Raw genomic sequence first — 26,008 nt, 5'->3', positions numbered from 1 at the left:
CATAAAACGAGGAGACATCATGAGCACAACAACCATGGCAGGCCGCGGCCCTTCCGCGGAACGGCGCCCGATGACCAAGGAAGAACGCCGCGTCATCTTCGCGTCATCCTTGGGCACGGTTTTCGAGTGGTACGACTTCTACCTATACGGCTCGCTTGCAGCCATTATCGCGTTGCACTTTTTCTCGGGCGTGAACCCCACCGCGGGCTTCATCTTTGCCTTGCTGGCGTTCGCCGCCGGTTTTGCCGTGCGCCCCTTTGGCGCGTTGGTATTCGGCCGGTTGGGTGACCTGGTTGGACGCAAGTACACCTTCCTGGTCACGATCGTGATCATGGGCCTGTCCACGTTCCTGGTGGGCGTGCTGCCCAGCTATTCCAGCATCGGCCTGGCCGCTCCGGCCATCCTGATCGTGCTGCGCCTGCTGCAGGGCCTGGCCCTGGGTGGTGAATACGGCGGCGCGGCAACCTATGTTGCCGAACACGCCCCGCACGGCCGCCGTGGCTTCTACACATCGTGGATCCAGACGACCGCTACGATGGGCCTGTTCCTGTCGCTGCTGGTCATCCTGGGCATCCGAACGGTCATGGGCGAAGAGGACTTCCGGGCCTGGGGCTGGCGCATTCCGTTCCTGATCTCGGTCGTGCTGCTGGGCATCTCGGTGTGGATCCGCCTGCAACTGAACGAATCGCCGACCTTCAAGCGCATGAAGGAAGAAGGCAAGGGTTCGAAGGCGCCGATCGCTGAATCGTTCGGCCAATGGAAGAACCTGAAGGTCGTGATCCTGGCGCTGCTGGGCCTGACCGCCGGCCAGGCTGTGGTCTGGTACACGGGCCAGTTCTACGCCCTGTTCTTCCTGACGCAAACGCTGAAGGTCGACGCCAACACGGCCAACATCATGATCGCCATCGCGCTCTTGATCGGCACGCCCTTCTTCGTGGTCTTCGGCGCGCTGTCCGACAAGATCGGCCGCAAGCCCATCATCATGGCGGGCTGCCTGATCGCCGCGGCAACGTACTTCCCGATCTTCCAAGGCATCACCCACTTCGCCAACCCGGCGCTGGAGAAGGCCCAGGCCACGGCGCCGGTCACCGTGATTGCCGACCCCAGCACGTGCTCGTTCCAGTTCAACCCGGTGGGTACCTCGGCGTTCACCAGCTCTTGCGATGTCGTGAAGTCCTTCATGGCCCGCAACTCGGTGAACTACCAGAACGAAGCCGCGCCCGCCGGTGCGGTGGCCAAGGTCAGGATCGGCAACGACGAGTTCGAATCGTTCGACGGCAAGGCCATGGCTCCCGCCGACTTCAAGGCCCGAGCGACTGAACTGGACAAGGCGCTGACCACGGCGATCCGTGGCCACGGTTATCCGGCCAAGGCGGACCCGGCGCAAATCAACTACGTCATGGTGGTGGTGCTGCTGGCGATCCTGGTTCTTTACGTGACCATGGTCTACGGTCCTATCGCGGCCATGCTGGTCGAAATGTTCCCGACCCGCATCCGCTACACCTCGATGAGCTTGCCGTACCACATCGGCAACGGCTGGTTCGGCGGCTTCCTGCCTCCAGTCGCCTTCGCCGTGGTGGCCGCCACCGGCAACATCTACGACGGCCTGTGGTATCCGATCATCATTGCAGTCATGACCCTGGTCATCGGCACGCTGTTCGTGCGCGAATCCAAGGACAACGACATCAACGCATAAACGACCATCCCCCGCCGGGCGGGACTGCTGCGCCTGCCCGGCCTTGAAAGCTCCTTATGGAGCTTTTTTTTTGCCCTGCTGCGATGGATGCGCCGCTTTCAGGACGATGTCAGACCCTCGCGCTTAGACTGGCGCTTCAGATTACGGCCTTGCGCCAGATCGACTGACGATTGATCCCCCTGTCAGACGATTGCAGGGCTAGTGTTCTGACACCGATACCGCGTTCCCCGCGAGCCTTTTATGACGCGGTATTGTGTGCTCCCGTACCGGCCCGGCCTTTATTGAGCCGGGCCGCTTTTTTTTGTGCGCTTAACGACGCATGCCCACGCCGATGATCAGCACGCCCGCCACGATCGCGGCAATGCCGGCCCACATCGGGATCGGCACCGACTTCTCGGTTTCGGCCGTGGCCTTGACCGAACCGATCTGTAAAACGGTCTCTTCGGACTTGTAGTCAAAGCCCTTGTAGGCCAACGCTGCAATACCCAGGACGATCAGAATCGCGCCAATGATTTTCATGTTTTTCCTCTCCGGTTCCATGTCGGTGCGCGGAAGTTAACGCATCGATCGTCCCCTGTCAGTGACAGAACGTGTCGCCTGTCGCAAGCGTATTGCACCACTTCGGCAAACCGTCCGGGTCGTATAGAATCAACCCTTTTGGCCGACGCTCATGTGGTTCAAAAACCTCAAGATTTACCGCCTTTCCTCGCCGTGGACTCTCGTTGGCGATCAGCTTGAAGAAACGCTTGCGCGCCACGCCTACCAAGCGGGCAACAACCTTGAAATGCAAAGCCTGGGCTGGGTGCCGCCGCGCGAAAACGGTGGGCTTGCCCACGTCGTGAACGGCCAGATCCTGCTTAGCCTGCGCGCGGAAAAGAAGCTGCTGCCGGGCACTGTCGTGAACCAGGTCGCCAAGGCGCGCGCCCAGGAAATCGAAGAGCAGCAAGGCTACAAGCCGGGCCGCAAGCAGATGAAGGAAATCAAGGAGCGCGTCACCGACGAACTGCTGCCGCGCGCCTTCAGTGTCTACCGCGACACGCGCGTCTGGATCGACCCGCAAAATCACTGGCTGGTCATCGACGCCGCCGCGTCGGCGAAGGCGGATGAAGTCATCGGCCTGCTGGCCAAGTGCGTGGATCCGTTCCCGCTGGAAAATCTGTACGTGGCGCAGTCGCCCGCCTCCGCCATGACGGGCTGGCTGGCTGAAGACGAGGCCCCCTCGAACTTCAGCATCGACCAGGACACCGAGCTGCGTTCGTCGGGCGAAAGCGGCGCGGCCATCCGCTACGTCAAGCACTCCATCGACGCCGACGACGTGCGCCGCCACATCCAGTCGGGCAAGCAGTGCACGCGCCTGGCCATGACGTGGGCCGACCGCATTTCGTTCGTGCTGACCGAAGGGCTGGATGTCAAACGCGTATCGCCGCTGGACGTGTTGAAGGAAGGCAACGAAGGCGTAGCCACCAACGACGATGAAAAGTTCGATTCCGACATGATGCTGATGACGGGGGAGCTGGCCAAGATGATGGCTGAGTTGGTGGATGCGCTGGGGGGTGAGAAGAAGATTTGATGGGGTTGGTTGATTGATGGGTTGCGCGCGTTGAGATGCTGGAGTTCTTGCATCAGGCTTCTCGCGCTTCACCCATCCTACGTTCGCCATCGTTTCCGCATCGGTGCCGCATTATTTTTGCGCATCGGTGCCGCATTTTTTCCCGTCGGTGCCACGTCGTTTTCGGCATCGGTGCCGCGTCGTTTTCCGCATCGGTGCCGCGTCGTTGCGGCACCGTGCAGTACCGCTTGGTCAGGCGGCCACGCTGCGGTCGCGGCCGGCTAGTTTGGCTTGGTACAGGGCCTTGTCGGCGCGGTCGATCAGGTAGGCGTAGTCGGGATGACCGTCGAAAGTAGCCACCCCGATGCTGGCCGTGATGCGCAGGGCGCCGACCTCCGGAATCGTGAAATCGTGGCGGCGGATCTCGGCGCCCAACTTCTGGGCGGCGGCCAGCGCGGCGTCCTCGCCCGTATCCACCAACACCACCAGGAACTCTTCGCCGCCATAGCGGAATACGAAGTCGCTGGACCGGCACGATTGGTGCACCACCTCGGCAAACTGTCGCAACACGTGGTCGCCACCGGAGTGCCCATGCGCATCGTTGATGGCCTTGAAATGGTCGATATCCAGCAACAGCACTGAAAACCGGCTGCCCTGCCGGCTCGATATGGAAATCTCGCGCCCAATCACTGACGGCAGAAAACGCCGGTTCAGCACATTGGTCAGCGGGTCGCTGCCGCTTTCAATCTCGGCCACCATGTCGAACAAGCCATTGAGCAGATGCTTGATGCGCGCCACCAATTCCTGCAGTTCGCGCACCTGGTCGGGCAAGGAAAGCTGACGCTCGCGGTCGTCCATCATCAGGCTCGGCAGCACCACATCGTCCAAGCGCATGACGGCCTCGGTAATCTGGCCCAAGGCGGGCGCGCTTTCGAACAGCACGCCGCCCTTGTGCTGCAGCCACAAACCGAACTCCGATGCCGCCAGCCTGGGCAAGGCCTGCTCGGGCGCTCGGTAATGCAGCCCGATCAACACCGCCTGGCTCCATTCCAGCAGCGCCGCGCGTTGGCGTTCCCGTTCGGTCGAAATGTTCTGCCCCAGCGCGAACAGGCGGTAAGCCTCATCGTTGCGCGCCCCGCGATTGATGTCGCGCATGAAGGCGCGGCTCATTTGCTCAATGGCCAGGTCAAAGAGATTACAGACGTACTGCGTGGCGATGGACGCTGCCGTGCCGTCCAGGTCGCTTGCGCGCAGACGTTCGGCAATTTCATTCTTCAGCACGCGCGCGCCCGCCATCACCAGATGAATCGGGATATGGACGCGGGCATGCACCTCGCCCACCTTTTTCTGCGTGGCCATTAGCGCCACGATGTCGCCCTGGTCGCGCACACAAAGCAAACCAAGCAGCCAGTGCTTCATGCCCTTGTGCAGCCGCGTCGACACGATTTCATGCGACAGGCGCGGCCCGGCTTCGGCGTCCGCCAGCAAGGTGGAATAGAAGGCATCCACCAGTTCCTTTGCACTGTCGCCCACCACGGCGGCCACCTGGCCGCGTGTATAGGCGTCCACTGATTGATAGACCGCTTCCCAGGCTTGCGCGTTAGACGCGCTCAGGTAGCACGCATGGTCGGCGCCGCTTGCCCACGCCGGCAATGCGCTCTTGCTTGAAGACATAAGATCATCCGCCCCAAAGACGCCGCGCGTGTCTCGGAACGACACGCCACGGAAAAACCAGCGCGGATTATGCGCTAAAAGAAAATGGGCCCCTGCCGGGGCCCACGCGCATGGGGCAAGTGCCGCTTATTCCAAGCCGTGGAAGACGGAATCGTCGGGCCCGACGTGCGACGGATGTTGCCAGGTCACATCGCGCAGCGAATGCTGCACCAGACCTTCAACACCCAGCAGTACCGCGAAGATCGCCATGCGAATGGGAATGCCGTTGTCGGTCTGGCGGAAGATGGCTAGGCGCGGATCGTGGTTCAGGTCCACGCTCAGGTCGTTGGCGCCCGGGCGGCTATCGCGCGGCAGCGGGTGCATCACGATGGTTTCGGGGCTGCAGTACGCATCAATGATGGCGCGGTTGATCTGGAAGTCCGGCGTGTAGCCCTCGTTCTCTTCGTTGGCGAAGCGCTCTTTCTGCACGCGGGTCGCGTAGATCACATCCGCGCCCGCCAGGCCTTCCGCCAGCGAGGTCTTTTGTTCGATGATGTTGCCGTTGCGGCTTGCCTGTTCAATGATGTAGCTGGGCATTTCCAGGCCCTGAGGCGAGACAAGCGAGAACTTCACGTTCTTGTAGAGCGCCATCAGCTTGATCAGCGAGTGCACGGTACGGCCGTATTTCAGGTCGCCGACCATGGCGATGTGCGCGCCGTCCAGCAACTTACCCAGGCGCGAGAACTCGGTCAGGATCGTGTACAGGTCCAGCAAGGCCTGGCTCGGGTGCTCGCCAGGGCCGTCACCGCCGTTGACCACCGGAATATTGGTGGCGCGCGCAAATTCCGCCACCGAGCCTTGCTCGGGATGGCGGATCACCATGGCATCCACGTAGCCGCTCATGACGCGGCTGGTGTCGTAGATGGATTCGCCCTTGGCCATCGAAGAAAACGTGAAGCCCGTGGTGTCGCACACCGAACCGCCCAGGCGGCAGAACGCCGAACCGAAGCTGACCCGGGTGCGAGTGCTGGCTTCAAAGAACAGGTTGCCCAACACGGCGCCTTCCAGCACACGCGACACCTTCTGGCGGCGCGCAATGGGTTGCATCATGTCGGCGACACGGAACAGGTCTTCGACCGATTCGCGGGTGAACTGATCCACTGACAGCAGTTGATTTTTGCCTTCGACGGCGATGCGATCGCGCAAGGGGCCGTCTTGTACGCTTTGCGTATATTTTTCCAGCAGCACGCCGTTCTGCACGATTTCGCTGACGAAGCGCTGCACGACTTCCGGCATGGCACGGAACTCCTGCGAGCCTTCGGGCAACAACCAGGTGTCCAACGCTCTACGTTTCACACCGATCCGGGTAGCGAACACGTCGCGCGTCAGGTTCAGGCGGCGCATGGCGTCGCGCAGGAAAGCTTGCTGGGAAATGGTCATGGCAGGGCCTCAAGGCAAGAGGATTTATATACGCAGCGCGCATATTATTCCCAACGCAATTGCAAGTCCACTGATTTTGCGTACACGGGTTTACCCGCAACTTACGCACTATCGGCTTGCGTAGGAGGTCGCCTGCTGAGCGTCGGGCACAGACTGATCCAAGGAAAACCAACACGCGGCGCAAAACGCCAGGGCACCAAGCAGAAAGCAGGCCATGGCCAGCAATTGGCCGGGCCAGTGGCCGCGCGTCAGATGGCCCGTGTAGCCTTGCCGCAACAGGCTGACCTGGGCCAGATAGGCAAACAACAAGCCCAGGCACGACGATAACAATCCAGCCAGGAATAGTGCCAGCGGCAATTGGAGGTCGGGTGCCGCGATGTCCCCGCCCACGATGCCCAGCGAAAAGGCCACCAAGGCCAATGCGGCGGCGCCGTTCAGCCAGACAAGAACCCGGAATCCGCCCGTCAGCAACGAAAAAGACGTTCCGGACGAACGAATCTGGCTGCGGGAATCCATGTATCAGCTGCCGCTGGCGGCGCGACACGCCGGCGTCGCGGTCTGGATCGAGGTACGCACGGCGGCGATCTCGGCCTTGTCCCAGCGCCCTTCGCCCAGTACCGTCACCGTCACCTTGGACTTGGCCGGGCCGTCGGCCTCGGCGGAAATCAATTCAAGCACCGTGGCGGGCTCGCCTACCTTGTAGACCTGGATTTCGTCGGGCGCGCCCTTCTCGCCCAAGATGTGGCGCCATGCGTAAGCAACGCCATAGGGATGCTTCACGTTCATGTGGCAGGTGCGCACATATTCACCGCCACGGCGGAAGGCGGCTTGATAGTTGGTGTCGACGCTGAAGGTCTCTTTCTGCACGGCCTCGGATTCGTAAACCCCGGTGCTTGCGCAGCCGGCCAAAGACACGGCCAGCGTTACACCCACCCATACTGACTTGCGCATGATTCTTCCCGCATTGAAATTCGGACTTCTGCGATTATGCCAGCGGCTGCAAAAAGGCCACGCGGGAAATGCCAGGGCATTTCCCGCGTGGCCTTGAGCGGCCTGAACAGCGTCAGGGCGCGCCGCCCTACTTCGCAGCGCCTTCGATCTTCTCACCGCCTCGCTGGATATCCTTGCCGGCGCCCGCAACAGTATTGCAGCCCGCCGAAAGTGCGGCGATCGAAAGCAGCATGACGAAAACAACCTTGTTTTTCATAAACATCTCCTGTCTGGGCGTGGAAACCGAAGCCAGCATACCGCAAAGGATCCCGATTGCGCATCACTGGAATCACAAACCCCGTAACCGCCCTTACGCGGCCGTGACATCCCCGGCACGCCTGGGCTGTCGCGTATTTGCCGCCAATGGATTAGGATTCGAAAATGAACAGAAAACCCGTATCACAGAACGCTGGCGCCGCCGTTGAAGGCTGGGGCTGGGAACAGCCACAGTGCCGCGGCCAAGCGGCGTTGGCGCTGTTTATCGACGATCTGCACCGAATTCTGCAAGCCCATGCCGCCGGCAGGCTTGCAGACAGCAGCACGCTGGTTGACGCCCAGGAACAGGTGGACGAGTTGCTTGCCCGCTATAACGAGATCAACGCCGCGCCCGAGATTTTTTTGGGCCAGACGGTTGAACTGAAAGAAGGCGTAGACCGCAATGGGGTTTCCCATACGGTGCCCATCTTTTCTGCCCGCCTCAAGCAATCGCTTGTGTCGATGCTGGGCCAAAGCCCCGGCTGACCCGCTTTTGTCACGCGATTGAAGGCCGATCGAGATCCAGACCAGCTCTTAGGAGACCCGCAATGAAATCAGACAACGTCGTAGAGTTTCTCCGCTTGCTGTCCCTGGATGTATCGCTGGGCGCAGCCGCCCAGCATGCCGCGGGCCAGGCGGATGCACCTCTGGCCCTGGCTCGCTTGGCCACGGCACACGGCTTGCCTTGCAGCGCTTCGGATTGGTCTTTCTTTGCCCGCAGTTGCCTGGATTCTTCTTCCACTACCCAGACGGACGCCGGCCCGGCTGACGCCGTTATTTGGCAACTGGTACAAGATCCCGCCAACGGCACGGGCATTCCCGCCAGCGCCATCACTCGTGTGATCGGCATCCTCACCCAGCCCGAAGATGGCGCCGCCCCCGTGGTGGGCCATGTGGTCGGCGACCTTGCGCCGCGCCCGCCGCTGGGCATGGCGCCCTACCCGTCCGGGTCCTGACCGTCACGGCCGCGGCCAGCCTTCATGCTGGCCAGCCAAATAGTCCAGTACGCCGCTTGCCGCCACCACGCCGCTGGCCATGCAGGCCGTCAACAGATAGCCGCCCGTTGGGGCTTCCCAATCCAGCATCTCGCCGGCGCAGAACACGCCGGGAGCAGATTGCAGCATCAGCCTGTCGGTCACTGCCTTGAACGACACGCCGCCCGCCGTGCTGATGGCTTCGTCCATCGGACGCGCACGCAGCAGCGTCACGGGCAAGGCCTTGATTCGCAAGGCCAAGCGCGCCGGATCCTTGAAATCTTCCGCGGACGCGCATTCGCGCAGCAAGCCCGCCTTGACCCCCGTCAGCCCCATTCGGCTTTGCAAATGGCTGGACATGGAGCGCGCGCCACGGGGATGCGTGACGGCCGCTATAACCTTGTCCTGAGTCCAGTCTGGCGCCAGGTCCAACAGGGCAACCGCGCTGCCTTCCGCCTCAATCCGGTCGCGCAACGATGCGGACAAGGCATACACCAGACTGCCTTCAATGCCCGTTTCGGACACAACGAATTCGCCTTGGCGATACGGCGCGCCACTGAGCCGCGCGCCGCCAAGCCGCGCGCCACCGGTTTCGCTGGCACAGGCCATGGCTACGGACTTGACTGGCAGCCCCGCATAACGCTCGGAAAAATGCGACGACCACGCGACATCGAATCCGCAATTGGCGGGCCGTAGCGGTGCTACCTCGATATCGTGCGCCTGCAACCCGGCCACCCACGCCCCGTCCGACCCCAGCTTGGCCCAGCTTCCACCGCCCAAGGCCAGCACGACGGCATCCGCCGCCTTCGTATGCACACCTTCCGGCGTATCGAAGCGCAGCACCCCCGTGTCAACCGAGACATCTTGCGGCCAACCCAGCCAACGGTGCCGCATGTGAAACCGGACACCGCTGGCGCGCAATCTTGCCAGCCACGCACGCAACAAGGGCGCGGCCTTCATTTCCTGGGGAAAGACGCGCCCCGAAGACCCGACGAACGTGTCGATGCCCAACTGGTGCGCCCAATCTCGCAGCGCAGTCGCGTCCATCGCTTGCAGCCAAGGGGCAAGCTGCGCGGCCCGCTCGCCGTAGCGCGCCAGGAACGGCGCCGCGGCTTCGCTATGTGTCAGGTTCAGCCCTCCCCGGCCCGCCATCAGGAATTTGCGCCCAACCGAGGGCATGGCGTCGAACACGTCAACCTGCAAGCCTTCAGCGGCCAATCGTTCCGCCGCCATCAGGCCGGCCGGGCCACCGCCGATGACGGCAACGCACGGAGCGTCGCGTGGCGTCGGGGCGGTCATTGCACCAGCCCCGTCAGGACGGGAAAAGATTTGGGTAGGGGACAAGGCATGAGGGCACACGGTGTGATCAGGAGCGGCCAGAAGCGGCAAAAAACATGCCGCGCGCAGCGGGGAAGAATTGTCGCACGGCCCTGCGAACAGGGCGCTCAACGTTCCCGCCATCCCCTCCCATCGACGAGAAAAAGGCCTGGCACCGGCCAATGATTGACCGCAGGCGCCAAGCCTTTGTTATGCAAGAACAATTTCGACATGCACAGAGCCTATCCCAAGGCTTGTCCACAGTCGCTGTGGGTAACTTCCTGCCTTGATTTCCGAATTCAGGCTTTCCAAGCTCAGGCGTTGCCGGCCGCCTGCATGGGTCCCGACCATGGCTCCGAATCCATTTCGAAACGCAGCTCCTGGTACTCGCCGTCCACGGCCACGGAACGCAGCAAGCCCGCGCCCATCGCCTGGCCCAGCGCGCGCCGGCACAGGGTTTCGGGATCGTCGGGCAGGGATTGAAAGACGCCATCGGGAATGCGCAAGCGCAGCAGCGCCTGGGGATCGCCGCGCTCCGCGGGCCGGCCGATATGGATGTGGGCCGGGTAGCCGTGCGGGCACCAGATGCCTACGTGGTACTTGCCTTCAGCGCCGGTGTCGGCGACAAAACCGGGATGATCGTATTTTGCTGTACCCATGGACCCTCCTCCTGTGCGGCAACCTAGCGCGCGTGGCCCATGGTAGCTCAGGGTTGCGGCGCTGTGCAGGCACGAACATCCGGGAAACTCCGGGCTGGAACATTGGGTTGACCCAGGGCAAGTCCGGACGAAAGAAAGCGCAAAAGACGAACGCAAAAAAGCCGCGATAGGAATCGCGGCTTTTTCTTAAAACTGGTTGCGGGGGCAGGATTTGAACCTACGACCTTCGGGTTATGAGCCCGACGAGCTGCCAGACTGCTCCACCCCGCGTCTGATGTGATGAATCATACACCATTATGAAATCTTGTGCAGCGCACCCAGCCCTTTATTCGAAGATTTCAGTACTTTCAGGCGAAATATTCTTGTGGCTGCCTTGAAAAAGCGGCTAATTGGGTCCGGAACCTCAAGGCAAATGACGTCGGCGGCGTTGATGGCGGTGACGCGCACCACGCCCCCGTCGACAAGCGCATGCGCTTCGCCAGAATTCAGCCGCACGGCAACCGGCAAAGGCACGCTGCCCGTGGCTTGCGCGTCTGCGACACGTTCTTCAAGGCGCACGCTGCCGGCGACGCAGATAAGCGTTGCACCGGCGCGCAGAACAAAATCACGGGATGCGCCGGCGGCGATTTCCAGGCGGTGGGACGGGCTGTCGGCGTAAGTATCGGCTTGCATGATCATCTCCAATCGGACACTGACAGGCTACGCGGGCGCTGCTTTGCGCAACAGCCACAATCCCGCCCTTTCTGTACCGATGCAGATGCTCGATTTTGTGGCTGTTATGGTGTACTTTTTGTCAATCTGTGCCTTCCTATATTCCAAGCTCGGGGAGCATGATCGGCGCATGGATCCACAACCGCTGTACCTCCGCTTGGCGAACCACTACCGGCGCGCCATCCAGACGGGCGTCCTGGCGCCCGCTCAGCGCATGCCGTCGGTGCGCACGCTGGTGCGCACGCACCATGTCAGCCTATCCACGGCGCTGCAAGCCTGCCGCCAACTGGAAGACGACGGCTTGATCGAGGCCCGGCCACGGTCGGGCTATTTCGTATTGCAGGCCCGACGAAACAGCATTCCTCCGGTCAACGAGCCCGACGTCCGCCAAACGCTGGGGGCCGCGCAGTACGTAGGCATCCATGACCGCGTCTCGGACTTCATCGCCAAGTGCGAAGCCCACCCCGTCAGCGCCAACTTCGCGCTGGCGGCCGCGGTGCCCGAGGCTTATCCGATGGACGCGCTGAAGCAGGCGATGACGCGCGCGTTGCGCGCGTCACCCCACGTGCTGGTCAGCCCGGTACCGCCGCAGGGGCATCCCGAATTGCGGTCAGTGCTGGCGCGTCGGGCGCTGACCAATGGCATCAACACCACGCCGGATGACGTCATCGTCACGCACGGCTGCATCGAAGCCCTGAACCTGGCTCTGCGCGCGGTGGCCCGGCCGGGCGACACCATCGCCGTCGAGTCACCCACTTACTTCGGGCTGCTGCAGATTCTGGAAAGCCTGGGCATGCGCGCGCTGGAAATTCCGACCAGCCCGCAACACGGCTTGTCGATCGAGGCGCTGGACTTGGCCTTCCAGACGCACGGCAATATTCGCGCCGTGGTCGTCGTGCCCAACTTCCAGAATCCGCTGGGTTGCGTCATGCCGGATGCCGAGAAGGCCCGGCTGGTGGCGCTGTGCGAGCGCCAGCAGGTGCCGCTGATCGAAGACGACACCTACGGCGCGCTGACCGATGACGACACGCCCTTGGTCGCGGCCAAGTCCTGGGATGCGACCGGCAACGTGATCTATTGCTCGTCCATGCACAAGACGCTGGCCCCGGGCATGCGCTTGGGCTGGTTGCTGGGCGGACGCTGGAAAGCGCGCATCGCCATGCTGAAATTCGCGCAAAGCCGGCCTAATGAACCCCTGGCGCAGATCGCCGTGGCCGAGTACATGGGGTCCCGCGCCTACGACCGCCACCTGACGCGCTTGCGGCGTCACTTGAAGCAACAGCGCGACCAGACGGCCGAGGCCATCGCCGCGCACTTTCCGCAGGGTACGCGCTTGAGCGTGCCGCAAGGCGGCATGCTGCTTTGGGTGGAAATGCCCGGCGGCCGTTCGGGCATGGACGTATTTGAAGCGGCCTTGCGGGAAGGCATACGCGTTGCCCCCGGCGCCATGTTCTCGAACGGCACGCGCTACAACCATTTCCTGCGCATCAGTTGCGGCCAGCGCACCACGCCAGACATCTCGCGCGCCTTGTTGACCCTGGCGCGCATCGTGGGCGAACGCACGGCATGAGCACTTCCCTACATCAATTCATCGTTGATTACGGCCTGTGGGCAGTGCTGGCCGGCACCTTTCTGGAAGGCGAAAGCGTGGTGGTATTCGCGGGCTTTCTGGCACACCAGCATCTTCTGCATTTGCCGTACGTGATGCTGTGCGCCTTCGCCGGTTCCTTCGGGGCAGACCAACTGCTGTTCTTTCTGGGTCGGCGCTATCGCGACCACCGCTTCGTGCGACGCATCCGCGAAAAGCCGGCATTTGAAAAAGCGCTGGCCGCCATCGACCGCTATCCGCATGGCTTCATCCTCAGCCTGCGCTTCCTGTATGGGCTGCGCACCGTGGGGCCCGTGGCGCTAGGGATGTCGCGCGTGCCGCCGTTGCGCTTCCTGATGCTCAATGCCATCGCCGCCGTCATTTGGGCGGTGTGCTTCAGCGTGGTGGGCTATGCGTTTGGCCAGACCATCGAGACCCTGCTTGGCCGTCTGCATGGCGTGGAAACGAAGTTGGCCGTGGCTGCGGCGATCGGCCTGCTGATTGGGCTGACCTATCACCTGGTTGCCCGACGACGGCAACGCTAAGCCACCATCAACAGACGATGCGACCGCTGGCGCGCAACACATGGCGCCGCCGTGCCTTGCGGTACCAGCCGCCCACAAGAGGCAGCAGCGCCAAGCGGCGCAGGATGGGGTGGCGTTGGTCGAAGTCGTGCCACGCCTTGAAGCCATGCCCCATGCGCTCCCAGCTCTCACGCGCTTGGGGCGAGAGTTTGCCGGGGTCGAACGCCGCCAGCTTTGCCGCTTCCGAAACGCGCGCCAACATGGCGGTGCCCGGGTGTTCCAATCGATACTGATTCCGCATGGGGCCGCATATTACCCGGCTTGACGCGCTTGTGGAGATTACACAATTGCGTGTCTGAAACGCGCAAAAGGAGCCACCTTTGACCGCCACCCCCAAGCCTTTGTAATCAAAGGAAATTGTGGATCTATGCCCCCACTATCCCAAGGCTTGTCCACAGAAGCTGTGGGTAACTTTCTGATGCGCGACGCCCGCGCAACGCTCATTTCAGGGCAGCAATGATCATGTCGCGCACGCTTTCGAAGCCCGCCACGTACTGCGGGTTTTCCGAGCGCGCCAACAGGCTGGAATAGTTCTGCTCCAACTGTGCCTCGATCGCTTCGCGCAGGCCCGGCGACGCCTTGACCAGATGCAGCATCGACAACAGGGTCGAATTCAACGCATCGATGCGGCCGCCCTGATGCGAAATGGTGTGAACGATAACGGCAATTTGTTCTTGGGTATCCATGGCGTAAGCCTCCTGGCATTGATGATCGGCGCAAATCCTAGCATGGCGCCCATACACTTCCCGCCGCCCGCCCTGTCGCGCGGGTGCTAGGCAAGCGCCAGGCCCCGCGCTAGCATAAAGCGTAGCCGCCGGGGCACCGCGGCGCACGCCACCGGCGCCATCTGCGGCATCCGGGGACACCGGAGCGCTTATGAAGACGATCCAGAACTATGCACCCCCAGACGCCCAATCCCTGCAGCGCCTGCAGGACAAACTGGGATTCAGCGATGCGCGCATGGCCGAACTGGCCGGATTGGACGCCGCAACGCCATGGCCAAGTTATGTCGGCGGACCCGAGCCGCGCACACTGGGCCGACAACGCCTGTTCTACATGATGGCCCGCCTGACGCTGGACGAACGTCAATGGCAAACCGTGCTGGATGCCATGCATGACGCTGGCGCCCGCTTCGACTACGAAGACGCCTTGTCAGTCAGTGCGCCGGCAGCGCCGGAACTGGTGGCCGACGAAGAACGCAAATTCGGCATGCTGCTGGTCAGCCGCAACGGCGCCTTCCACGAAATGGAGCAATTGCGGGAATTTGCGCATTTTGCGCATGAGGCCGACGTCAGCCGCTTTGTAAATTCGGTGTTCTACGACAGCGACATCGACCTATGCCGCTTTCGCTTCGCCGACCACGACGGACTGGACGGCGCCAGCCGCGACCGCATTTTCGATGCCGCGCACAAGACCATCACGCGCTTCGAGTTCGACGGGCGTATCTACCACGGCGGCATTCCGCCCGAATCAGACGGTTAGCCGCGCCCCACTGCATTGACGCGGGCGGGATCACGCCTGTACCGTCGCCACTCCGTAACTCGCCGCACGCCCTTTGCATGAACGAACGACTCGACGATATCGACCGGCAATTGCTGAGCCTGCTTTCGGCCAACGCGCGCGAACCCGCGGCCATCCTGGCGCGCAAGCTGGGCCTGGCGCGCACGACCGTTGTCGCGCGCATCGCGCGGCTGGAACGCGAACACATCGTGTCGGGCTATGGCGTGCGGCTGGGGCGACGCCTGGAAGAAGCCGCGGTGCGGGCATATTGCTTTATCAGCGTGCTGCCCAAGACGCCGGCCGCCGTCATCCGCGAACTGGAACGCATGCCGGAAGTGGAAGAGGTGTCATCGGTAAGCGGGCCGTATGACTACCTGATCTTCCTGCGCTGTGAAACCCATGAGCAACTGGACGAGCTGCTGGACCGCATCGGCCTGATCGACGGCGTCAAGCAGACGCAGACATCGATCGTGTTGAGCCGCAAGGTGGACAGGCGCAGCGCTGTGGCGGTACCCTGACGCACGCCGGGGGGCTGGAGCCATCCCGCCGTCTTTTCTCGAGGACCGACATGGTGTTGTAATGACGGATATCGTGATTTCTGGATGACCCATGTTTGTACGCCTTGCCTCCGCCGCCGCCTTGCTGACCCTGCTCTCCGCCTGCTCCAGCATGAGCGAGGTGACGTCTGTCGGTAAAGACACCTACAGCGTCACCTACAGTTCGGGCACGCAATTGCTGACGTGGGTTGAACTGAAGAATCAGACGCTGCAACGCGCCGACCAGTATTGCCAGGAAATCGGCCGCAAGCTGCAAAAGCCGGAAGTGACTTCCAACCACGCAACGGGGCTGGGCTCCAAGCGCGCCACGGTCACGTTCGAATGCGGCGCCATCGAACCGCCCAAGGACAAGGCATCGTGAACGTCGCATTGCCCGTGGGCATCACCATGGGCGATGCCGCGGGCATCGGCCCTGAAATCGTCGTCAAGGCAATAGCGCAAGGCCTGAACGCACCTTGCGTGGTTTACGGCGATGCGGGCGCGCTGCGCCGCGCCGCTGTCCAACTGGGCGCGCGCCTGGACGTCGTGGAAATCCGCGACGCCACCCAGGCCAGCCCCGACGCCGGTCGCATTCATGTCATCGCCTGTAGCCCCGCCCTGCCCGACGATCTGCCGTTGGGACAGATCAATGCCGCCGCCGGACGCGCGGCCTATGACTATGTGTGCGCGGCCATCGACGACGCGCAGGCCGGTCGCATCCGCGCCATCGTTACCGCGCCGCTGAACAAAAAATCCATGCACGAGGCCGGCATCGACTATCCCGGCCACACCGAGATCCTGGCCGACCGCTCCGCCACGCAAGACTTCGCCATGATGCTGGCCAACGACGAATTGCGCGTGTTGCTGGTGACCATACACGTGGCCTTGGCGGACGTGATCGCGCGCATCACGCCCGAAGCCGAGTTGACCGCCATGCGGCTGGCCGACCGGGCCTGCCGGCAAATGGGGATCGCCGCCCCGCGCGTGGCCGTGGCGGGCCTGAACCCCCACGCCGGCGAAGGCGGCAATTTTGGCCGCGAAGACATTGACATCATCGAACCGGCCATCGCTCGCGCACGCGCCGAAGGCATCGACGCCAGCGGCCCCTGGCCCGGCGACACCGTCTTCATGCGCGCACGCCGTGGCGAATTCGACATCGTCGTGGCCCAGTACCACGATCAGGGCCTGATCCCGGTGAAGTACCTGGGGCTGGATCACGGCGTGAACGTCACCGTAGGCCTGCCTTTCGTGCGTACCAGCGTGGACCACGGCACCGCCTTCGACATCGCCGGCCGGGGTGTGGCCGACCACGCCTCGCTGGTCGCCGCGTTCGACCTGGCACTGGCGATGACGCCCTAGCGCGCCAAGCGCGCCTCGGGACTACAATACGCCCCGTTTCGGCGTGACTGTCGCGCCGCTGACCGTCATTCCAGCTTGCCGTTCCCGCTAGCCTTTCCCGCTTTCCGTCCGCCCTTTGATTCGTCCATGTCACGCCTAGTCCGCCTTCTGCCCGACCGCTTCACCCTCTACCTGATCTGCACCGTCATCATCGCCAGCATCGTGCCCGCGCACGGGCAAGGCGTGGTGGTGTTCGGCTGGATCACCAACATTGCGGTGGGCCTGCTGTTTTTCCTGCACGGCGCGCGCCTGTCGCGCGAGGCCATCATCGCCGGCCTGACGCACTGGAAGCTGCACCTGACGATCTTCTCCGCCACGTTCCTGATGTTTCCCTTGCTGGGCCTGGCGCTCAAGCCCGTGCTGGAACCGCTGGTTACGCCCGAGCTGTACCTGGGCATCCTGTTCCTGTGCTGCCTGCCCGCCACGGTGCAATCGGCGATTGCCTTCACCTCCATGGCGCGCGGCAACGTGCCGGCCGCAGTGTGCAGCGCGTCGGCCTCCAGCCTGCTGGGCATTTTCCTGACCCCGCTGCTGGTGGGCACGGTCGTGGCCAACGCCGGCAGCGCGCCGATCTCGTTCGATGCGGTCGGCAAGATCATGCTGCAACTGCTGCTGCCCTTCGTGCTGGGCCAGGTCGCGCGTCGCTGGATCGGCGCCTGGGTCCACAAGCACAAGGCCATGCTGAAGTTCGTTGACCAGGGTTCGATCCTGCTGGTTGTGTACACGGCCTTTTCCGAAGCCATCAACGAAGGCCTGTGGAGCACCACGCCCATCCCCGCGCTGGTCGGCCTGGTGGTGTGCTGCGCGGTCATCCTGGCGCTTGCGCTGGGCTTGTGCGCCTTGGCCGGCAAGCTCTTCGGCTTTAACGTGGAAGACCGCATCACCCTGCTTTTCTGCGGTTCGAAAAAGAGCCTGGCCAGCGGTATTCCGATGGCGCAGGTGCTGTTCGCCGGCCACGCCGTGGGCGCCATCGTGCTGCCCTTGATGCTGTTCCATCAGATCCAGTTGATGGTCTGCGGCGTGCTGGCCGCGCGCTACGGCAAGCGTCCGGAAATCAAGGACTGAACCCTTCCGCACAAAAAAAACCGCGTCACATTCAACTGTGACGCGGTTTTTTTTATGCCGGCGTTGGGTCAGTACATGTCGCGCGGCTGCGCACCGGAGAAGTTCAGGAAGCGCGTGCTGGAACCCTGGAAGGTCAGGCGCACCGTACCGATGGGGCCGTTACGCTGCTTGCCGATGATGATCTCGGCAGTACCCTTGTCCGGCGAATCCGGGTTGTAGACTTCGTCGCGGTAGATGAACAGGATCACGTCGGCGTCCTGTTCGATAGCGCCGGATTCGCGCAGATCGCTCATCACGGGGCGCTTGTTGGGGCGTTGTTCCAGGCTTCGGTTCAACTGCGACAGCGCGATCAGCGGGCAGTTCAGTTCCTTCGCCAGGCCTTTCAGCGACCGGCTGATTTCCGACACTTCGGTAGCCCGATTTTCGCCGGAGCCGTTACCCGACATCAGCTGCAGGTAGTCGATGATGATCAGGCCAAGCTGACCGCACTGGCGCGCCAGGCGGCGTGTGCGCGCACGCACTTCCATGGGGCTCAGGGCGGGGGTTTCGTCGATGTAGACCTGCGCGTCCTGCATCAGTTGCACGGCGTGCGTCACGCGCGGCCAGTCATCGGCGATGAGTTTGCCGGTACGCATGCGATGCTGGTCCAGCAAGCCGACCGAGCCCAACATACGCATTGCCAACTGCACCGCGCCCATTTCCATGGAGAACACTGCCACGGGCAAGCCCTGCTCGATGGCCACGTGTTCGCCGATGTTCATCGAGAACGAGGTCTTGCCCATGGACGGACGGCCGGCCACGATGATCAGGTCGCCGCCCTGCATGCCGGACGTCATCTTGTCCAGGTCAGTGAAGCCGGTGGGCACGCCGGTGACGTCGGAGCTGCCTTCGCGATGGTAGAGCTCGTCGATACGTTCGACCACTTGGGTCAACAGCGGCTGGATCTCTTGGAAACCGGCTGCGCCGCGCGAGCCTTCCTGGGCAATCTTGAAGACCTTGGATTCTGCTTCATCCAGCAGTTGGCGCGCTTCCTTGCCTTGCGGGTTCAGCGCGGCCGACGAGATCTCGTCGGCAATCGACACCAGCTTGCGCAGCATGGCGCGCTCGCGCACGATCTCGGCGTAGCGGCGGATGTTGGCGGCCGACGGAGTGTTGTGCGCCAGCGCGTTCAAATACGCCAGGCCGCCCGAGTCTTCGGCCTTGCCAGCGCTGATCAGCGATTCATTGACAGTGATGACGTCGGCGGGCCGCGCCAAGCCGATCAGGCGGGCGATGTGGTGCCAGATCAGCCGGTGGTCGTGGCGGTAGAAGTCTTCTTCGACCAGCACGTCGGCAATACGGTCCCACGCGGTGTTGTCCAGCAACAGGCCGCCCAGCACCGACTGCTCCGCCTCGATGGAATGGGGAGGAACGCGCAGGTATTCAAGCTGGGGATCGGCAGGTGTGTTCATGGCTTCAATAGTAACGGCTGCAGGATATCGGCAACGCGGAAAAAACCTTGGATATCGCGCGACGGAAGGCGCCGCAACAGGGGACGCAAAGGCGCCGCAACGCCGCAAAGCACGCGGGCCAGGCGCTTCATGCGCGCCTTGACCGCGGTGTCCGGGTTGCTTTCCAGGTAGACGTCGAGGGCCAGTTTACCCAGCGTGACGGCCACATCGTCGGGCAATTTACGCAAAGACACCAGCGACGACAACATCTGGAAAAGGTCGTAGGCCTGGGCCAGCGGCCGAGACAGGGTTGCGCCGATGTTCTCTTCGAAATCGATGCGCCACAGCTCGCCATCACGCAGGGTGATATTGCGGATTTGCGCGCCGCCATGCCACATGCCGCGCGCATGAAAGGCCGCCAGATCAGCGGCCGCCGCACGGGTCAACCAAAGCTGCGAGGTGGCGTCTTCGTTGCGGATCAGGTCGGCCAGGTCGTCGCCCACGTATTCCAGCACCAACAGGCCCTGCTCCTGCCACCACACTTCTGGTACGCGGCAGCCTGCTTCCAGCAACGTGGACAAGCGCTGGGCCTCGTGCGTCAGGCCATTGCGCAGCAGCACACCAGGACGTGGGAACTCGCCCAGGAAGACCTTGCATCCCAAGCCCAGGAACAGCGCGCGCACATAGCGCAGCGCGTAGCTGACGCCGCGCCCAAAACTTGGACGCCGGCGCTTGACGATGCAGCGCACGCCGTCGATCCTCACGTCGCGCACCGAAGGTTCACGCTGGGCGTCGACGCTGTCGAGCCAGGCGCGCAGGCCGGGCGGCGCATTGCGATGGACGGGCGGCTGAGTCAAGGGGTCCTCTGTGCGAAGCAAGGTGGCGTCTTGGGCGTGGCACCGACAAGGCGGCAAGCATGAGACGACCAGACAACAAGAAAAAAAGCCGGCGCGCGGGCCGGCTTCTTTTTACCGCGGGTACCGGCTTAGGACAGTTCGCCTTCGACCAGGACCGTGACGTCAACAACAACGTCAGCGTGCAGAGCGACCTGGATCGGGAACTCGCCAACCGACTTCAGTTGACCGTTGGGCAGGCGCACTTGGCCCTTTTCAACGCCTTCGAAACCAGCCTTCTTCAGCGCTTCAGCGATGTCGGCATTGGTCACCGAGCCGAACAGACGACCGTCAACGCCGGCCTTCTGAGCGATCTTCAGTTGGAAGCCGGCGATGCGCTCACCCAGAGCCTGGGAGGCGGCCAGCTTTTCAGCCTGGGCCTTTTCCAGTTCAGCGCGACGAGCTTCGAATTCCTTCAGGGCGGCGTCGGTAGCACGACGGGCCTTGCGCTGGGGAATCAGGAAGTTGCGGGCGTAACCGTCACGCACGCGGACGACTTCACCCAGGTTGCCCAGATTGAGGACTTTTTCGAGCAGAATAACTTGCATTTCAGTGCCCCGGATTAGTTGTGGTTGTCGGTGTAAGGCAACAGGGCCAGGAAGCGCGCGCGCTTGATGGCGGTGTCCAGCTGGCGCTGGTAGATTGCCTTGGTGCCGGTCAAGCGAGCCGGGATGATCTTGCCGTTTTCTTGCACGAAGTCGCGCAGGGTGTCCAGATCCTTGTAGTCGATCTCTTCGACGCCGGCTGCGGTAAAGCGGCAGAACTTACGACGCTTGAAGAGCGGGTTCTGCTGCGTGAATTTGCGTTTTTCTTTGCGTTTTCCGAAGAAAGCCATGATATGTGCCTCTATGTTTGAGGGGGGCGGGTTTTACCCGGGGTTTTTTGAAAACCGGGCCCAGCACCCCATAACCTATCCGTATTCAGAAGGCGCTCTCGCACCTCTTGCTCAACCCTTTCAAGCCACCTGCGGATCGCGTCCTGCGCTACCGCTGATCTTGCGTGCCTGCTGCAGATGCAGCTTGATCTTCACCGAGTCTTTGCGGACGGGAGCCAAAAACCCCTGCACCAACAATTCAGACCCTAACGCGGTGTTCTTCAACAGCAACGCCAGATCGCCCAATGCCACGGCCGTGATCGTCAATTCAACACGGCGCGGGTGGCCGGCTTCGATGACTTCGGACTCGTGCGCCAACACCATTTCCAGTGCGGGCAGACCGGCGGGAGTGTGGCGCAAAGGCTCGCATTCAAGAACGCGGGCGCTGAGTTCCAGCTTATTCATCCTGCCAGGCACCGAGGGGACTTCATGGGATGAGCTCTGCGTGAGCCCTGCTTACTCGGGCTGAACCGCGACAGCTTCAGCCGAAGCCTTACGGGCTTCTTCGCGCTCAACCGACTTCATCATGATCGAGGGCGTGGTCTGGGCCTTCTTGGTCTTGATGACCAGGTGGCGCAGAACGGCGTCGTTGTAGCGGAACGAGTGTTCCAGCTCATCCAGCGTGGCTTGGCCGCACTCGATGTTCAGGCAAACGTAGTGAGCCTTGACGAGCTTCTGGATCGGGTAGGCCAGTTGACGGCGACCCCAGTCTTCCAGGCGGTGAACCGAGCCGCCTTGGCCCGTGACCAGCGCTTGGTAGCGTTCGACCATGGCGGGCACTTGCTCGCTTTGGTCGGGGTGAACAATAAACACTACTTCGTAGTGACGCATGAGTAAAACTCCTTGAGGATGTCTTGCTGGCCAAGCGTCTTGCACCCGCGCTTTCCATCATGGGTGGTTGCGTACCTGGATTCACACTGGTTTGCCACTGGGTTTGCCACAGCGGCCACTGCTTTTATCCAAATCAGCAAAAGACAACTAGCCCGCAAGGGGCAGCCCGCTACCCAAAAACCATGGGCGGTCGAGCAAGAAAGCCCTCGATTATTACCGATTGAGGATTGCTTCGCAAGCGATCGGGGCGTCAGGAAATCAGGGACGGGGCTTTTCCGCCGCCCACCTCTGCCGTTTGCGGCAGATCGGCAACATCGATTTCACGCGGCCGGTTTACCAGGCTGACCATCACGTAGCTGATGATCATCAAGAGAAACCACGAGCCCAGCTTGGCGATGGATACCCATTGCCAGGCGTGCGACTGGTTGGGATAGCGCCAGGCGTTGGCGAAGGTGCCGATGTTTTCGGCGAACCAGATGAACAAGGCCACCAGCACGAAGCCCAGCAGCAAGGGCATGCGGCGGTAGACGCGCCATATGCGGAAATACACCCAGGTCCGCGCGAACAGCACGGCCGTCAGCGCGAACAGCACCCACCGGAAATCCATGATGAAGTGGTGCGCGAAGAAGTTCAGGTAGATCAGCACCGACAAGGCCACGGTGGCGACCATGGGAGGATGGGCGCGAAACCGGAAGTCGAACAGCCGCCACACCCGCGCCAGGTAGCTACCCACCGCCGCATACATGAAGCCGGTAAAAAGCGGCACCCCGCCGATGCGCAGCACGCTGGCCTCGGGATAGATCCATGACCCCGCCGCCGTCTTGAAGATTTCCATGCCGGTGCCGACCACATGGAACATCAGGATCACGCGGGCCTCGCTCCAGGTCTCCATACGCAAGGCCAGCAACAAGGCCTGGATGCCCAGCGCGGCGATCGTCAGGAAGTCGTAGCGCGCCAGCAACGCGTCCTTGGGATACCACCAGTGCGTGCCCAGCAGCAACGCGCACATCAGCCCGCCAAACAGGCAGGCCCAGGCCTGCTTGACGCCAAAGCGAAAGAACTCGTAGAACGCCACGCCCAAACGACCGCGGCCGGCCAGGTTATTGGCCAGCCGCGATTCCCAGGCTTGCAGCCCCGCGATAAGCGGCCAGTCGTTGGCCGCCGGATGGTGCACGGGAAGCTCAGCCTTCCACGACGGCGTAGGCCGAGTGGTTGTGGATCGATTCAAAGTTCTCGGCTTCGACGCGATAGCGGGCGATGCCGGGGTGCGCGGTCAGGCGCGCGGCCACGTCACGCACTAGGTCTTCGACGAACTTGGGGTTGTCGTAGGCGCGTTCGGTCACGTACTTTTCGTCGGGGCGCTTGAGCAGGCCCCACAGTTCGCACGAGCCTTCTTCTTCGATCAGGCGGATGACGCCGTCCATGCTGATGTCGCCGTTCAGGATGGCCGACACGGTCACGTGCGAACGCTGGTTGTGCGCGCCGTATTCCGAGATGGCCTTCGAACACGGGCACAGGCTGGTTACCGGCACCTGCACGACGAGCTCGAATTCAACGCTGTCGCCCTGGGCGCGCGCGATCCACTGGACTTCGTAGTCCAGCAGGCTTTGCACACCGGAAATGGGGGCCGACTTGTTGATGAAGTACGGGAACGCCGCGGTGATGTCACCGCGCTCTGCGTGCAGCAGCGGCAGCATGTCGGCCGCCATGGCGCGGAACAAGGCCGGCGTCATGGGCGTGCTGCGATACTTTTCCAACAGCGCCACAAAGCGGGACATATGCGTCCCCTTTTCTTCGGGCGGCAACGCCACGGTCAGCGTCCAGTTGGCGACGGTGCCTTGGGGCGAACCATCACCGCTTTCAATCAGCATGGGGTGGCGCACGCCACGAATACCCACGCGCTGGATCGGGATGTGCCGGGTGTCCGCCGAACTCTGGACGTCAGGCATCACGATGGCGGGGTCGATCGGAGAATTCATTTCGGCTTACCTGTCTAGGCAATCAATCGCTTGCGCAAGGCCTAGGAAACTTTGAGAGGGGGCCATTATCGCCCAAAGCCCCGCGACCGCCAGGGAAAACCCTTCTATCCGTAGGTCGGTTGGGGCGGAACAGTGTGTTGCAAATCCGGACGAGGGCACCGCCCTCGACCGGATGTCGCGCCAGCTTCAAGCCAGCAGATCGGCGTAGCGATTGCGGATCGACTGCTCGATGCCGGCGGCATCCAGGCCAATGCCGGCCAGCAGCGCCGCCTGATCGCCATGGTCGATGAAGACGTCCGGCAGGCCCAGTTGCAGCACCGGAATCTGCACGCCCGCGGCGCTCAACGCTTCCAGCACCGCGCTGCCGGCCCCGCCCATGATCGAGGCGTCTTCGATGGTGACCAGCGCGTCGTGGCGACGCGCCAGGTCCAGGATCAGGTCAAGGTCGATCGGCTTGACGAAGCGCATGTCGGCCACCGTGGCGTCCAGCTTGCCGGCCGCGGCAAGCGCCGCTTGCACCAGCGTGCCAAAGCCCAGGATGGCGATTTTCTTGCCTTCGCGCCGCACCACGCCACGGCCCAGTTCCACCGTTTCCAAGCCCGCGCCTTCCGGGGCGCCACAGCCGGCGCCGCGCGGATAGCGCACCGAAGCCGGGCCGGGGTGCTGATAACAGGTCGACAGCAACAATCGGCTTTCGCTTTCGTCGGAAGGCGTGGCCACCACCATGTTCGGCACGCAACGCAGAAAGGCGATGTCGTAATTGCCGGCGTGGGTGGCGCCGTCGGCGCCGACAATACCGGCGCGATCCAGCGCGAAGGTCACGTCCAGGTTTTGCAGCGCGACGTCATGGATGAACTGGTCGTAGCCGCGCTGCATGAAGGTGGAGTAGATCGCCACGACGGGCTTTTGCCCCTCGCAGGCCACGCCGGCCGCGAACGTCACGGCGTGCTGTTCAGCGATGCCCACGTCGAAATAACGCAGCGGAAAGCGCTTTTCGAATTCAACCAGGCCGCTGCCTTCGCGCATGGCCGGCGTGACGGCGACCAGATGCGGGTCTTGCTCGGCCATGTCGCACAGCCACTGGCCGAACACCTGCGTGAACGTGCGCTTGCCCGGCGCCTTGGATTGCTGGATGCCGACCGCGGGATCGAACTTGCCCGGGCCGTGATACAGCACCGGGTCGGCCTCGGCCAGCTTGTAGCCCTGCCCCTTCTTGGTGACCACATGCAGGAATTGCAGCCCTTGCAGCGCCTTCAGGTTCTGCAGGGTGGGCACCAGCGCGTCCAGGTCGTGCCCATCGATGGGGCCGACATAGTTGAAGCCGAACTCTTCAAACAGCGTGGCCGGCGTGACCATGCCCTTGGCATGTTCTTCAAACCGGCGCGCCAGTTCCAGCACGGGCGGCACATGCTGCAGGACGGCTCGGCCAACGTTCTTGGCGGTGGCATAGAAGCGGCCCGACATCAGGCGCGCCAGGTAGCGGTTCAGCGCCCCCACTGGCGGCGAGATCGACATGTCGTTGTCGTTCAGGATGACCAGCAGATTGATGTTGGGCGTGACGCCCGCGTTGTTCATGGCCTCGAACGCCATGCCCGCGGACATGGCGCCGTCGCCAATGACGGCGATGTGCTGGCGTTGCACGCCCGCATTGCGCGAGGCCACCGCCATGCCCAGCGCCGCCGAGATGGACGTGGACGAGTGCGCGGTGCCAAAGGCGTCGTACTCGGATTCGCTGCGCTTGGGAAAGCCCGAAATGCCGCCCTGCTGCCGCAACTTGGCCATGCCGGCGCGGCGGCCAGTCAGGATCTTGTGCGGATAGGACTGGTGCCCCACGTCCCAGACGATGCGGTCATGCGGCGTGTCGAACACCTGATGCAGGGCCAGCGTCAGCTCGACCGTGCCCAGGTTGGACGACAGGTGCCCGCCCGTTTTGGATACCGACTCCAGCACAAAGCCGCGCAGTTCGTCGGCAAGCTTTTTCAGCTCGCGGCGATCCAGGCGCTTGAGGTCGGCCGGGGATTGAATGCGGTCCAATAAATCAGTCGTCATGCTTGTATGGGGTTCGTTGCCCCGGCCTGAACCCAGG

At 62.8% G+C, this 26,008-nt stretch carries 31 protein-coding genes and 1 tRNA gene; 11 read left to right on the top strand and 21 right to left on the bottom strand.

What is annotated here, in order from left to right; genetic code table 11:
- Nucleotides 1-34: 34 nt before the first annotated feature.
- Nucleotides 35-1,696: an MFS transporter gene (locus tag P8T11_RS28050; RefSeq protein WP_418910347.1), complete on the top strand. Its 1,662-nt coding sequence runs from the start codon at nt 35-37 to the stop codon at nt 1,694-1,696.
- A gap of 309 nt (nt 1,697-2,005) precedes the next feature.
- Here P8T11_RS28050 and P8T11_RS28045 read toward each other — a convergent pair whose 3' ends face one another.
- Nucleotides 2,006-2,215, bottom strand: a complete 210-nt coding sequence (locus tag P8T11_RS28045; RefSeq protein ID WP_259251669.1) for a hypothetical protein — start codon at nt 2,213-2,215, stop codon at nt 2,006-2,008.
- Nucleotides 2,216-2,366: 151 nt separating this feature from the next.
- Between P8T11_RS28045 and P8T11_RS28040 the strand changes: the two genes are divergently transcribed.
- Nucleotides 2,367-3,266: a recombination-associated protein RdgC gene (locus tag P8T11_RS28040; RefSeq protein WP_259251670.1), complete on the top strand. Its 900-nt coding sequence runs from the start codon at nt 2,367-2,369 to the stop codon at nt 3,264-3,266.
- A gap of 231 nt (nt 3,267-3,497) precedes the next feature.
- On the opposite strand, the gene P8T11_RS28035 is transcribed toward P8T11_RS28040, so the two are convergent.
- The 5 genes from P8T11_RS28035 to P8T11_RS28015 all read right to left on the bottom strand — a co-directional run bounded on the left by P8T11_RS28035 (nt 3,498) and on the right by P8T11_RS28015 (nt 7,545).
- Nucleotides 3,498-4,919: a diguanylate cyclase gene (locus P8T11_RS28035; protein WP_268079059.1), complete on the bottom strand. Its 1,422-nt coding sequence runs from the start codon at nt 4,917-4,919 to the stop codon at nt 3,498-3,500.
- A 126-nt stretch (nt 4,920-5,045) separates the two neighbouring features.
- Complete coding sequence (locus tag P8T11_RS28030) at nt 5,046-6,338, bottom strand: aspartate carbamoyltransferase (RefSeq protein WP_268079060.1); 1,293 nt, start codon at nt 6,336-6,338, stop codon at nt 5,046-5,048.
- A gap of 108 nt (nt 6,339-6,446) precedes the next feature.
- Nucleotides 6,447-6,854, bottom strand: a complete 408-nt coding sequence (locus tag P8T11_RS28025) for a hypothetical protein (protein ID WP_268079061.1) — start codon at nt 6,852-6,854, stop codon at nt 6,447-6,449.
- Between the two features lie 3 nt (nt 6,855-6,857).
- The gene (locus P8T11_RS28020) at nt 6,858-7,289 is read right to left on the bottom strand and encodes a BPTD_2524 family lipoprotein (RefSeq protein ID WP_268079062.1); all 432 of its coding nucleotides are present in this window, start codon (nt 7,287-7,289) and stop codon (nt 6,858-6,860) included.
- A gap of 127 nt (nt 7,290-7,416) precedes the next feature.
- Nucleotides 7,417-7,545, bottom strand: a complete 129-nt coding sequence (locus P8T11_RS28015; protein ID WP_050446030.1) for an entericidin A/B family lipoprotein — start codon at nt 7,543-7,545, stop codon at nt 7,417-7,419.
- Between the two features lie 164 nt (nt 7,546-7,709).
- Between P8T11_RS28015 and P8T11_RS28010 the strand changes: the two genes are divergently transcribed.
- Both P8T11_RS28010 and P8T11_RS28005 read left to right on the top strand, forming a co-directional pair.
- Complete coding sequence (locus P8T11_RS28010; RefSeq protein WP_268079063.1) at nt 7,710-8,069, top strand: hypothetical protein; 360 nt, start codon at nt 7,710-7,712, stop codon at nt 8,067-8,069.
- A 62-nt stretch (nt 8,070-8,131) separates the two neighbouring features.
- On the top strand, nt 8,132-8,539 hold the full coding sequence (locus tag P8T11_RS28005; protein ID WP_268079064.1) for a hypothetical protein: 408 nt from the start codon (nt 8,132-8,134) through the stop codon (nt 8,537-8,539).
- 3 nt (nt 8,540-8,542) lie between these two features.
- On the opposite strand, the gene P8T11_RS28000 is transcribed toward P8T11_RS28005, so the two are convergent.
- The 4 genes from P8T11_RS28000 to P8T11_RS27985 form a co-directional block, all read right to left on the bottom strand.
- On the bottom strand, nt 8,543-9,856 hold the full coding sequence (locus P8T11_RS28000; protein WP_268079065.1) for a TIGR03862 family flavoprotein: 1,314 nt from the start codon (nt 9,854-9,856) through the stop codon (nt 8,543-8,545).
- 332 nt (nt 9,857-10,188) lie between these two features.
- The gene (locus P8T11_RS27995; RefSeq protein ID WP_268079066.1) at nt 10,189-10,533 is read right to left on the bottom strand and encodes a hypothetical protein; all 345 of its coding nucleotides are present in this window, start codon (nt 10,531-10,533) and stop codon (nt 10,189-10,191) included.
- Between the two features lie 193 nt (nt 10,534-10,726).
- Nucleotides 10,727-10,803, bottom strand: a tRNA-Met gene (locus tag P8T11_RS27990).
- A gap of 24 nt (nt 10,804-10,827) precedes the next feature.
- Entirely contained in the window at nt 10,828-11,205 is a 378-nt protein-coding gene (locus P8T11_RS27985; RefSeq protein WP_268079067.1) for a hypothetical protein, read from the bottom strand.
- A gap of 169 nt (nt 11,206-11,374) precedes the next feature.
- On the opposite strand from P8T11_RS27985, the gene P8T11_RS27980 reads away from it, so the two are divergent.
- Nucleotides 11,375-12,814, top strand: coding sequence for a PLP-dependent aminotransferase family protein (locus P8T11_RS27980; protein ID WP_268079068.1), 1,440 nt, complete (start codon nt 11,375-11,377; stop codon nt 12,812-12,814).
- Nucleotides 12,811-13,377 carry a DedA family protein gene (locus P8T11_RS27975; protein WP_268079069.1) on the top strand — a complete coding sequence of 189 codons (567 nt, stop codon included), beginning with the start codon at nt 12,811-12,813 and terminating at the stop codon, nt 13,375-13,377. Before P8T11_RS27980 ends, P8T11_RS27975 begins: the two co-directional genes overlap by 4 nt.
- A gap of 7 nt (nt 13,378-13,384) precedes the next feature.
- Here the strand turns inward: P8T11_RS27975 and P8T11_RS27970 are convergent, their stop codons facing one another.
- Both P8T11_RS27970 and P8T11_RS27965 read right to left on the bottom strand, forming a co-directional pair.
- Complete coding sequence (locus tag P8T11_RS27970) at nt 13,385-13,657, bottom strand: hypothetical protein (RefSeq protein ID WP_230693601.1); 273 nt, start codon at nt 13,655-13,657, stop codon at nt 13,385-13,387.
- Nucleotides 13,658-13,856: 199 nt separating this feature from the next.
- Nucleotides 13,857-14,102, bottom strand: coding sequence for a hypothetical protein (locus P8T11_RS27965; RefSeq protein ID WP_268079070.1), 246 nt, complete (start codon nt 14,100-14,102; stop codon nt 13,857-13,859).
- A gap of 190 nt (nt 14,103-14,292) precedes the next feature.
- Between P8T11_RS27965 and P8T11_RS27960 the strand changes: the two genes are divergently transcribed.
- The 5 genes from P8T11_RS27960 to P8T11_RS27940 all read left to right on the top strand — a co-directional run bounded on the left by P8T11_RS27960 (nt 14,293) and on the right by P8T11_RS27940 (nt 17,915).
- Entirely contained in the window at nt 14,293-14,898 is a 606-nt protein-coding gene (locus P8T11_RS27960) for a hypothetical protein (RefSeq protein WP_268079071.1), read from the top strand.
- A 77-nt stretch (nt 14,899-14,975) separates the two neighbouring features.
- Nucleotides 14,976-15,434, top strand: a complete 459-nt coding sequence (locus P8T11_RS27955; protein ID WP_268079072.1) for an Lrp/AsnC family transcriptional regulator — start codon at nt 14,976-14,978, stop codon at nt 15,432-15,434.
- A gap of 91 nt (nt 15,435-15,525) precedes the next feature.
- On the top strand, nt 15,526-15,834 hold the full coding sequence (locus P8T11_RS27950) for a hypothetical protein (protein WP_268079073.1): 309 nt from the start codon (nt 15,526-15,528) through the stop codon (nt 15,832-15,834).
- Nucleotides 15,831-16,811 carry a 4-hydroxythreonine-4-phosphate dehydrogenase PdxA gene (gene pdxA, locus P8T11_RS27945; protein ID WP_268079074.1) on the top strand — a complete coding sequence of 327 codons (981 nt, stop codon included), beginning with the start codon at nt 15,831-15,833 and terminating at the stop codon, nt 16,809-16,811. The genes P8T11_RS27950 and pdxA overlap by 4 nt, the downstream gene beginning before the upstream one ends.
- Nucleotides 16,812-16,937: 126 nt before the next feature.
- Nucleotides 16,938-17,915, top strand: coding sequence for a bile acid:sodium symporter family protein (locus P8T11_RS27940; protein WP_268079075.1), 978 nt, complete (start codon nt 16,938-16,940; stop codon nt 17,913-17,915).
- Between the two features lie 68 nt (nt 17,916-17,983).
- Here the strand turns inward: P8T11_RS27940 and P8T11_RS27935 are convergent, their stop codons facing one another.
- From P8T11_RS27935 to dxs, 9 genes are all read right to left on the bottom strand, one after another.
- Nucleotides 17,984-19,366 (bottom strand): replicative DNA helicase, encoded by a 1,383-nt coding sequence (locus tag P8T11_RS27935; RefSeq protein WP_006218311.1) that lies wholly within the window; start codon nt 19,364-19,366, stop codon nt 17,984-17,986.
- A complete protein-coding gene (locus P8T11_RS27930) occupies nt 19,363-20,202 on the bottom strand; it encodes a hypothetical protein (protein ID WP_268079076.1) in 840 nt (279 codons plus the stop codon). The genes P8T11_RS27935 and P8T11_RS27930 overlap by 4 nt, the downstream gene beginning before the upstream one ends.
- Before the next feature lie 128 nt (nt 20,203-20,330).
- Nucleotides 20,331-20,786, bottom strand: coding sequence for a 50S ribosomal protein L9 (gene rplI / locus P8T11_RS27925; RefSeq protein WP_268079077.1), 456 nt, complete (start codon nt 20,784-20,786; stop codon nt 20,331-20,333).
- 14 nt (nt 20,787-20,800) lie between these two features.
- The gene (gene rpsR, locus P8T11_RS27920; protein ID WP_006218308.1) at nt 20,801-21,073 is read right to left on the bottom strand and encodes a 30S ribosomal protein S18; all 273 of its coding nucleotides are present in this window, start codon (nt 21,071-21,073) and stop codon (nt 20,801-20,803) included.
- A 120-nt stretch (nt 21,074-21,193) separates the two neighbouring features.
- On the bottom strand, nt 21,194-21,517 hold the full coding sequence (gene priB / locus P8T11_RS27915; protein ID WP_050446043.1) for a primosomal replication protein N: 324 nt from the start codon (nt 21,515-21,517) through the stop codon (nt 21,194-21,196).
- 51 nt (nt 21,518-21,568) lie between these two features.
- Nucleotides 21,569-21,943: a 30S ribosomal protein S6 gene (rpsF, locus tag P8T11_RS27910; protein WP_006218306.1), complete on the bottom strand. Its 375-nt coding sequence runs from the start codon at nt 21,941-21,943 to the stop codon at nt 21,569-21,571.
- Nucleotides 21,944-22,193: 250 nt separating this feature from the next.
- Nucleotides 22,194-23,117, bottom strand: coding sequence for a DUF817 domain-containing protein (locus P8T11_RS27905; RefSeq protein ID WP_268082488.1), 924 nt, complete (start codon nt 23,115-23,117; stop codon nt 22,194-22,196).
- 7 nt (nt 23,118-23,124) lie between these two features.
- The gene (gene folE2, locus P8T11_RS27900; RefSeq protein WP_050446047.1) at nt 23,125-23,922 is read right to left on the bottom strand and encodes a GTP cyclohydrolase FolE2; all 798 of its coding nucleotides are present in this window, start codon (nt 23,920-23,922) and stop codon (nt 23,125-23,127) included.
- A gap of 186 nt (nt 23,923-24,108) precedes the next feature.
- Nucleotides 24,109-25,971, bottom strand: a complete 1,863-nt coding sequence (gene dxs, locus P8T11_RS27895) for a 1-deoxy-D-xylulose-5-phosphate synthase (RefSeq protein WP_268079078.1) — start codon at nt 25,969-25,971, stop codon at nt 24,109-24,111.
- Nucleotides 25,972-26,008: the final 37 nt, after the last annotated feature.

The sequence above is a fragment of the Achromobacter spanius genome, from assembly GCF_029637605.1.
In the GTDB taxonomy this organism is placed as follows: Bacteria; Pseudomonadota; Gammaproteobacteria; order Burkholderiales; family Burkholderiaceae_B; genus Achromobacter; species Achromobacter spanius_E.
Note: the sequence above shows the minus strand (reverse complement) of the source record. Positions and strands in the feature narration are given on the sequence as shown.